Annotated in this window: 6 protein-coding genes, 1 pseudogene and 1 riboswitch; of the genes and pseudogenes, 1 reads left to right on the forward strand and 6 read right to left on the reverse strand. The window is 48.6% G+C overall.

Annotated elements, in window-relative coordinates; all coding sequences use genetic code 11:
- Nucleotides 1-57: 57 nt before the first annotated feature.
- The gene (locus CI595_RS18250; protein WP_095175052.1) at nt 58-2,640 is read right to left on the reverse strand and encodes an ABC transporter permease; all 2,583 of its coding nucleotides are present in this window, start codon (nt 2,638-2,640) and stop codon (nt 58-60) included.
- Entirely contained in the window at nt 2,633-3,316 is a 684-nt protein-coding gene (locus CI595_RS18255) for an ABC transporter ATP-binding protein (protein ID WP_095175053.1), read from the reverse strand. The genes CI595_RS18250 and CI595_RS18255 overlap by 8 nt, the downstream gene beginning before the upstream one ends.
- A 410-nt stretch (nt 3,317-3,726) precedes the next feature.
- Nucleotides 3,727-3,822: riboswitch (purine riboswitch) on the forward strand.
- 147 nt (nt 3,823-3,969) lie between these two features.
- Between CI595_RS18255 and CI595_RS18260 the strand changes: the two genes are divergently transcribed.
- The gene (locus tag CI595_RS18260) at nt 3,970-5,343 is read left to right on the forward strand and encodes an NCS2 family permease (protein WP_095175054.1); all 1,374 of its coding nucleotides are present in this window, start codon (nt 3,970-3,972) and stop codon (nt 5,341-5,343) included.
- A gap of 110 nt (nt 5,344-5,453) precedes the next feature.
- On the opposite strand, the gene CI595_RS18265 is transcribed toward CI595_RS18260, so the two are convergent.
- The 4 genes and pseudogenes from CI595_RS18265 to CI595_RS18285 all read right to left on the reverse strand — a co-directional run.
- On the reverse strand, nt 5,454-6,317 hold the full coding sequence (locus CI595_RS18265; RefSeq protein ID WP_095175055.1) for a sensor histidine kinase: 864 nt from the start codon (nt 6,315-6,317) through the stop codon (nt 5,454-5,456).
- Nucleotides 6,304-7,008, reverse strand: coding sequence for a response regulator transcription factor (locus tag CI595_RS18270; protein ID WP_095175056.1), 705 nt, complete (start codon nt 7,006-7,008; stop codon nt 6,304-6,306). The genes CI595_RS18265 and CI595_RS18270 overlap by 14 nt, the downstream gene beginning before the upstream one ends.
- 108 nt (nt 7,009-7,116) lie before the next feature.
- Nucleotides 7,117-8,088, reverse strand: a complete 972-nt coding sequence (locus CI595_RS18275; protein WP_187144040.1) for a cell wall hydrolase — start codon at nt 8,086-8,088, stop codon at nt 7,117-7,119.
- Between the two features lie 713 nt (nt 8,089-8,801).
- A pseudogene (locus CI595_RS18285) lies at nt 8,802-9,047 on the reverse strand (TrmH family RNA methyltransferase); the annotation flags it as partial.
- Between the last annotated feature and the right edge of the window lie 124 nt (nt 9,048-9,171).

A 9,171-nucleotide genomic window follows, 5' to 3' on the forward strand; every position in this document is an offset into this window, starting at 1 on the left:
AAATAATATATCCATTTGCTGATATTATATCGTAAAAGACTGAAAATAACAATATTTTTATTCCGCTTTTCTCATTCTCTCCGTGACACTGGTCCTGCACATGCTCTTATAGCAAAGTGCCGGAACCACAAGGACGATCACCACCAGGACCGGAATGCAGGCTAATATGGGCATTACAGTAAAATGCCACCTATAGAAAAAGAGGGAATTTCCTATACTTTGAACAGCTGTTACATCCAGGATACCGCCCAGGATCAGAGAGGCAGCACCTGTCAGCAGCGCATACATCACGCCCTCACACCCCAGCATCTGCCGGAGCTGTTTCCCAGTCATCCCCACTGCCTCCATCATAGCAAACTCCTGCTTTCTGGACAGGACCGAAGTCACCATGGTATTGATAAAATTCAAAATACCAATAAAAGCCAGGATAAGTGCCAGAAGACCGCCCACTATGGCGTACATATTCTTATCCGCTTCAAACTCAGCGGCCACCGTGGATTTTGACGTGAAATCCAAATCTGAATTTATATTCTCACAGTAATCCTCCAGCCATTTTTCCACGTCTTTCTCCCTATCCTTTTCCACATTGAACAGGGTTCTCATAGGCAGCCTGTCACCGTAAAAATCCAGGTACTCCCAGTCCGGAAGCACGAAATTATACTCAAATACACTGTAGCTCTGCAGCTCGCAGGAATAGGGAAGCTTCCCTACAGCCATTACCTCGTACTCCCTGCTGGTTCCGTCGTCCAAGCGGATCGTGACCTTATCTCCCACCTCATAATAATTCATCTGATCTTCGCCGGAACCCAGATAGCCGAATATTGAGGTTATCACATACTTACCGGTCTTAAATTTTTCCCAATCCAGCTCTCCTTCCGTAAGTTCCATTTTCTCATAAGCAAGACGTCCCACACCGAATATTTTGCCGTCAATGTTGTCAAATGATTTGTTTTCCACGGCTTTCCAAAAATCCTCACCCCCAAAATATTCCTCCAGATACGGCCTGGCTTTGGGATTATCTAAGATCTTTTCATAAAATGCATCCCGCTCCTCCTCCGTAAAATTAGGGCTGTTTATGAGATTCATATAAATATTGCAGACATCCTCCACCCCTTTCTGCTCTGACAGTGCGTCCAGGAATTCCCCGGTCACACCCTCCAGGGGTTTGTCGTAGGCGGCGGGGTTATCGAGAGCGGCATCCCGCACGGAAAAATCGCTGACTGTGGAGGATGCTATGAATTTATCCATGTCAAATCCATTTACAAGCCCATACACACTGTTCAGCAGCACCAGCCCCAAAGAAAGAGAGGTTGTCACGATCACCACCTTCTTTTTATTCCTCCGCATATTGGCTGCTGCCATGGTCCAGGGATTTACCTTCTTTGTCTTTTTGCCTTTTTCCCTGCTCCATATCCTATCCTGCCCCTCCGTATACCTAAGAGCCTCCACCGGAGATACCGATGAGGCAATGCGGCACGGCCTGATACAGCTTATATACACAGTCAGAAGGGAAAACAGTGCAGATGCCGCAAATATCCAGAACTCCAGGGACACCTTCGTGTCTGCCGTACTGGAAAACACCAGATTCCTCATAACAATAGGAAGGATCCACTTTCCGGTCACGCCTCCCAGCAGAAGTCCCAGGGGGATACCGTAGAGGCAGAGCATATAAGCCTGTCTGCGCACAATTTTACGAAGCTGTTTTCCCGTTGTACCGATGGTCTTCAAAAGGCCGTAGTGGCGGATATCATGAAATACATTAATATAAAAAATATTATATATGATCAGATAGCCGGACACCAGTATCACCAGCAGGAGGGCCGCGATGGGAAGCATATCTTCTATATTAAGATCCATGCCAAGGTATGCCCAGTTCGTGCCTTCTGCTACCGCCTCCTCAGGAAATCCGCACCGCTTCACAAGGTCCTCCATTTTACCTGTCAGATCAAAACTGCTGCTGAAATTAAAATCCGCCATGATCCTTCCCGCATAGTCCGATGCGTCTATACCATTCTCCATGGCGGAAACTACCGGCGTGGGCGCCACTTTATCTGCCAGTTTCTTTGACACCAGCATGATCTGTGACATGGATATGGTGTCCCCTTTGAAAAAGCCTGACAGCGTAAATGTCATCTCATATTTCCTGTCATTCACCGTAAACTCCACAGGGACTTTTTGGCCCACCTCGCAGGGAATGCCCATGGCTTTTAAAACCAGGTCACTGGTCACGATCTCATCCTCAGCCTCCGGCATACGCCCCTCCTCCGGGTAACAGAAACTGAATTTTGCATCTAAATCTTCGTAATATCCTATTTCCGTCCTTAATTTTTTAAGGGAGTCATTTACTGCCTCGCCCACAACGATCCGGTAGGATATCTCTTTTAACTTCTTATCCTTTTTGACAATATCATATTCTTCCTGTGTCAGGTATTTAAATCCTCCGTGGGCGCTCCCTCCCACCTGGCGCATGGTGGCCTCCTGCTGCTTCTCCACAATGCTTCCCCCAATGGTAAATACTGAGGTAAAGAGCAGAGCCGTCAGGGCAATGGCAAGCACGGCAATAAGATTTCTGCTCTTTGCCGCCTTCCTGGTCTTGTCAGCCACCCGGCGGACAGCTTTCCGGTTCTTCACTTTACGCATCTGCCTCACCGCCCTTTGCTATTCTTCCGTCCTCGATCCGGATAATGCGGTCCGCCATCTGGGCGATCTCCTCATTGTGGGTGATCATAACGATTGTCTGACCAAATTTTTCCCCGGTGACTTTCAGCAGTCCCAGCACATCCTGGCTGGTGCGGGAGTCCAGATTGCCCGTAGGCTCGTCAGCCAGAATGATTGCCGGCTTTGTGGCCAGCGCTCTGGCAATGGCCACCCTCTGCTGCTGTCCGCCGGACAACTGACTGGGCAGGCAGTTCAGCTTGCTCCCCAGGCCCAGCACCTCAACGACCTGATTAACATAACTTTTATCCACCTCATTTCCGTCCAGCTCGATAGGCAGCACAATATTCTCATATATATTCAAGACCGGCACCAGATTATAACTCTGGAAAATAAACCCGATCTTACGTCTCCGGAAGATACACAGGGCATCATCCTTCAGTGTGGAAATGTCCTTGTCATCCACATACACTTTTCCGCCCGACGGACGGTCCAGTCCTCCCAGCATGTGCAGCAGCGTTGACTTTCCGCTCCCGCTGGTGCCCACCACAGCCAGAAATTCTCCCCGCTTTACCGACATGTCAACACCGTCCAGGGCCTTCACCAGATTCTCCCCTGAACCGTAATATTTTCTAAGCCCCTCTGTTTTTAATACTTCCATATCTCCACCTTTCTGCTGTCCGGGTATATCCAGTAAATAAGGACAGCCAAGCCTTTTGTTTTTTTCTCTGTCTTTATCCTAACATTTTATTCTTACCACATTATTTCGGAAATCTAACACTTCTGAAAGAATTGAATGGACATACTTGTCTGAACAGTTCTGTACGGGGTTACTGTACACTCCGTGTCCAGTAACACGCTTCGCGATGCACAGCTATGGAGCATTCTGCACCATATCGCCTGGCCGCCTCGGGATTTTCATGCTTCCGGCATGAAAACGCCTCCCGGTACAGTGGCCTGTGTACAGTAACGTACGGGAACAGTAACCGAAAGAATTCTTGGTTTTGGTATTGCCTTTTAAATAAAAATGTAGTATGCTAATATCATAAAGTCTTAATAAATTTTTTATGGAAATAAAATATTTGTGAAGTTTATATAGGCTCATAATTGGTTGAGCGTCTCTACCAGCTACCGTAATAGCTGCCTATAAATTTCCGCATGAAGAATTGTGCCGGAAATCAGCAGTTTATTACCGGTGGTATTTTTTACGGATTTTTTTAGGAAAGGGGGACGGATCACAGCATTTTCCGGCAGCAATTCATCCATAAAAAACAACATTAGCTCGTATTATGAGTGGAGGCAGGAGGAAAGTTTATGAGTTTAGAAAAAATATTTCATTTAAAAGAAAATCACACAGATGTGAAAACTGAGATTTTGGCCGGTGTCACCACATTTATGACCATGGCGTACATCCTTGCCGTAAATCCCAACATCCTTTCAGAATCCGGCATGGACCGGGGTGCAGTCTTTACCGCTACGGCTCTGGCATCCTTTATCGCCACGTGTCTGATGGCAGCACTGTCCAATTATCCCTTTGTGCTGGCTCCCGGCATGGGGCTGAATGCGTACTTTACCTATACGGTTGTTATGGGCATGGGATTTTCCTGGCAGATGGCACTGAGCGCAGTATTTGTGGAAGGTATCATTTTCATCATACTGTCACTGACCAATGTGCGGGAGGCCATCTTTAACGCCATACCCATGAACCTAAAACATGCAGTTTCCGTAGGGATCGGACTCTTCATTGCATTCATCGGTCTTCAAAACGCCAAGATCGTTGTGGATTCCTCTACCCTTGTCACAGTATTTTCCTTTAAGGGTTCCATCAAAAACGGCACCTTCCAGTCAGAGGGCATCACCGTGCTGCTTGCTCTCATTGGTCTTTTGATCACAGCCATACTGCTGGTGAAGAACATAAAAGGAAATATCCTGTGGGGTATTCTTGGTACATGGATACTGGGAATCATCTGTCAGCTTGTGGGTCTTTACGTTCCCAACCCGGAAGCCGGCTTCTACAGCCTGCTGCCGGATTTCTCCGGCGGAATATCCATTCCCAGCCTTGCGCCTACCTTTATGCACATGGACTTCTCTAAAGTATTTACCATGGATTTTGTAGTCATCATGTTTGCATTTCTGTTTGTAGATATGTTTGATACCCTGGGAACCCTCATCGGTGTGGCATCCAAAGCAGATATGCTGGACGAGAACGGTAAACTTCCGAAGATCAAAGGCGCCCTCTTGGCGGATGCTGTTGGTACTGCTGCCGGTGCAGCACTCGGTACCTCCACAACCACCACTTTCGTAGAAAGCGCTTCCGGCGTGGCAGAAGGCGGACGTACTGGTCTTACAAGCCTGACAGCAGCCCTTTTATTCGGGCTTTCCCTGTTCCTGTCACCTATATTTTTGGCGATTCCGTCCTTTGCAACCGCGCCCGCGCTGATCATCGTTGGTTTCCTGATGCTGACATCTATAACAAAGATTGACTTCCAGGACTTTACGGAAGCGATCCCGGCATTTATCTGCATCATTGCAATGCCGTTCATGTACAGCATTTCCGAAGGGATCTCTTTTGGAGTTATCTCCTACGTGATCATCAATCTGGTTACCGGAAAAGCAAAACAGAAAAAGATCAGTCTTCTGATGTATATACTGGCCGTGCTGTTTATATTTAAATATATCATGATATGATTTCGGCGTAACGGTTCAGCACCTTGGCCGTTACACTTTGGCGTACGGCCGGACTGTGAATGCCCGGAAGGGAAACTGCCCCCATGGTTTCCCTCCCGGGCATTTTTCCGTCAAAGCCTGCCGCGCCGGATATACAGAATAAATTCTGAGCCTTTTCCCGGCGCTGACTTTACCTTGATATATCCATTCTGCCGTTTCAGGATCTCTCTGGTCAGATAGAGGCCGATCCCCACACCGTCTGCCTGCTGGACAGACTCTGCCCTGTAAAATCGTCCAAAGATCTTAGGTGTGTCCGCCTCCGAGATCCCTATCCCCTCATCCTTAACGCTGACCGCCACATACAGCTCATATTCCATCACCGAAAGCGTCACTTTCCCTCCCGGCTGCGAATATTTCACCGCATTGTCCAGAACATTGTAAAGCGCCTCTTTTGTCCACTTAAGATCATAATATGCACGGATGTTATCCACACAAGTGTTGACAATCTGTATCTGCTTTTTATCTGCCTTTGGCATCACATCCCCGGCAGCCTCCCGGATCAGCCTCTCCAGGCCTTGTTCCCGGGGTTTGACTGTCAGTATATTACTCTCGAGCCTTGACATCTTAGTCAGGGACTGGATCAGAAATTCCAGCTTCTCCGCCTGCCTGGATATTTCCTCTGCCATTCTGAGTTCCTGTTCCCTGTCCGGTGTGTGCACCTCCCGGCTGAGTTTTTCTTTCAATAAATCGGTATAGAGCCTGATATTGGCCACAGGGGTCTTTGTCTGGTGGGAAATGTCAGATACCAGGCTTTTCACATTCTCCTTCTCCTGTTCCAGACTTTCCCTGGAAAGCACGGAGGTACTCAGAAATCGTTTCCACTTAGTCTCCACCCTGGAAAGCTCTGTCTCATTATAATCCGATTCCCTGAAATCACCGGAGATAGCCGCATCCAGCATTTCCTCCACTTTCCGTATTTCTCTACGTCTCCGCATCTCCCTGTTCTCCCGTCTCCTCACGTTTCCAGACATATCCCTGTCCGTAGACAGTTTGGATATATGTAACTCCGTCTCTCCTGTCTTCCAGCTTGCCCCGCAGCCGGTTCACTGTAACAGAGAGGGCATTTTCATCCACATACTCCGCACCGTCTGTCCAAAGCCTGTCCACAAGGACCGCCCGGGACAGAACCCTTCCCTGGTTTTCCAGGAACAACCTGAGCAGCCTCTGCTCATTTTTACTGAGGGATATCTCCTGCCCATTCTTCTCAAAAACAAGGCCGCCAAAATCAAAGAGAAAACCGTCCACAAAAAAACGGTCTGTCTGCCTTTGCTGCCGCCTGCGCAGAAGCACCCGGATCCTGGCCCTGAGAACCGCCAGGCTGAAGGGCTTTGTCATATAATCATCCGCCCCCAGGCTGAGGCCCATCACTTCGTCCATCTCCATATCATTTGCAGTCAGCATCAAAACAGGGGTGTCAGCTTGGCTGCGGACCCATTTCAGATAGTCATACCCACTCCCATCGGGCAGATTGACATCCAGAATGATCAACTCAGGATACTTCTCCCCATAAACCTGCTTGGCGCTTTTTACACCTGTACATTGTATAAATTCCGTTCCCTGCTCCCCAAGAGCCAGCACAATCCCGTCACTCAGTGCCCTGTCATCCTCTACGATCTGTATCAGCATAATCCAGTCTCCTTTGTTCCCTATTTTAATACACTTTTACATTTTGGACAACATTCAGAAAAAAAAGAACGGAACAGGTTTTCCCCGTTCCGCCCTTACTCGAATATTTTAGTAAAATGTCTGATTTCCAATAGTCAGACCGCTTCCGCCACCAGCGTGGAAGAAGAGCCGGTCTCCAATCGTGTTTGCTCCTGCGAAGACATCCTGAGCGGCTGCGTAACATGCCTCACTTGCTCCCCGTGAGAGCACATTTGACAGTTTGCCCGTCCATGTAGGCTCAAACTGGCCGCTCTGGTAGATGACTTCTGATAATGTATTTGGAAACTCCCCGCTTCTAATGCGGTTCATGATGACAGCTCCGACGCCAACCTTTCCTTCATAAGATTCACCGCCGGCTTCACACTCAATGATAGCTGCCATCAAATCCAGATCTGATGTTGAGACTGATACTTCCTGGGCTGCTGCCTGGGAGCTGTCCGCCTCTGTTTCCTCTGCTGCCTGTCCCTGCTCCGGCTGAACCGCCTCGGCAGACACCTGTGAAGCCTGGGCTGCTGCCTCTGCTGCCGCCGCTTCCGCTTCCGCGTCCACAGTTACGGCCTCTGCAGAGATATCACCTGCCCCATACATAACTTCATATAAATTCCTGGCTTCGTCACCGGAAACCACCAAATCTTCTCTGATATACCCATTGACTTCCCCGGAAGTCACCTGCAGCCATCCTTCATCATTTCCGACTACAGTTGCCACAGCTCCGGAGGGAAGACGGCCGATACACTGGCTGCTCACATCTGCCCCTTCACGGATATTGGCATATGTAAGAACATTTGCCGCGACCTTGTCGCTCCAACTGCTATCCTGTGCATCCTCAGCCTGTGCTTCTTCCTGAACCTCAGTCTCCTCCTGAACTTCACTTTCATCCTGAACATCAGCCTCATCCACTGTCTGTTCTGCTTCCTGTACAACTTCTATATTCTGATCATCTTCCGTAACATCTGCCGCCATCGCCGGAACCGCCATCATAACAGTCATGACACCCGCAGTTCCCATACAGCATAAAATACGTCGCATTCTTTCTTTCATAAAAAAGGGCCTCCTATAAGTCCATTTGTTTTTATTTGTTACAAATTTATTAATTTTTGTTACGGACTTATTGTATCAAGATTACATTTTATTGTCAAGCGGGTAATTTTTGTAACAATTTGTAGATATTTACAGAAAGCCAATCATTTTATGAAGCATAAAGACGATATATCGCTTGTACCAAAAAATAAACAAAACCGCAGCCCGCAAATCACCCCCGTGATTCCGGCTACGGTTTCCCATCCCCATATTCCAACAACACAACCCTCCCCACACCCCCCACTTCCGTCAGATACACCCAAAATCAAACTAATAAATCCACACCAAAACACGCCCTCCCATCAACCAAAACCAACCACCCAAATCACCCACCCCACCGCCAGCCCCTCTAAAGATATCTCATCCTCCCAGATCGCCCCTTATCCCTATCCCCCAAAACACAGAACGAACATAAACAATTTTACCATCCCTCAAATCGTTGTCCCCCAAACCTACAGCCAAAACCAGGAAGCGGATGGGAGAGGGCCGGGGGGCCATATGCGTGTGAGCGATGTTTCAGTGGAGCGCCAGGGAGATCCACCTGCCCCAGTTACTTAATGAAGAGGCCACTGCCGATGAATTTAGGAACTGGGAGCAGGTTAGCTCCATGGCAGCGGAACGCTTCGCTCACACGCATATGGCCCCCCGGCCCTCTCCCATCCGCTTCCGTCCGCCTACGACTTCCCACCCCTCCTCTGTCTAGCCGCCTCATACATCAAAACCCCCGCCGCCATAGCCGCATTCAACGATTCCACCTCCCCATGCATCGGAATCTTTATCAGACGATCCGCCTCCCCCGTCAACGCATCCGTCAATCCATTTCCTTCATTCCCAATAAAAAATGCCGTCTTCCCCCTAAAATCCTCCTGGTCATAAAACCGCTCCCCTTTCAAATGGGCCGCATACGACCGCACCCCACGAGCTGAAAGCCCATGTGGATGACATCAACTATGATGTGGCAAACGAGAGGGAAAAACAGGTCCGTCACGATGTTATGTCCCACGTATATGCATATGGGGTACAGTGTCCCAAGGCAAAAGGAAT

This window comes from Blautia hominis, assembly GCA_002270465.1.
Taxonomy (GTDB): Bacteria; Bacillota; Clostridia; order Lachnospirales; family Lachnospiraceae; genus Blautia; species Blautia hominis.

Coding starts and splice junctions, on each gene's coding strand:
- CI595_RS18255 (WP_095175053.1), bottom strand. CDS start 3,316: ATGGAAGTATTAAAAACAGAGGGGCTTAGAAAATATTACGGTTCAGGG.
- CI595_RS18270 (WP_095175056.1), bottom strand. CDS start 7,008: ATGCTGATACAGATCGTAGAGGATGACAGGGCACTGAGTGACGGGATT.
- CI595_RS18275 (WP_187144040.1), bottom strand. CDS start 8,088: ATGAAAGAAAGAATGCGACGTATTTTATGCTGTATGGGAACTGCGGGT.
- CI595_RS18265 (WP_095175055.1), bottom strand. CDS start 6,317: ATGCGGAGACGTAGAGAAATACGGAAAGTGGAGGAAATGCTGGATGCG.
- CI595_RS18260 (WP_095175054.1), top strand. CDS start 3,970: ATGAGTTTAGAAAAAATATTTCATTTAAAAGAAAATCACACAGATGTG.
- CI595_RS18250 (WP_095175052.1), bottom strand. CDS start 2,640: ATGCGTAAAGTGAAGAACCGGAAAGCTGTCCGCCGGGTGGCTGACAAG.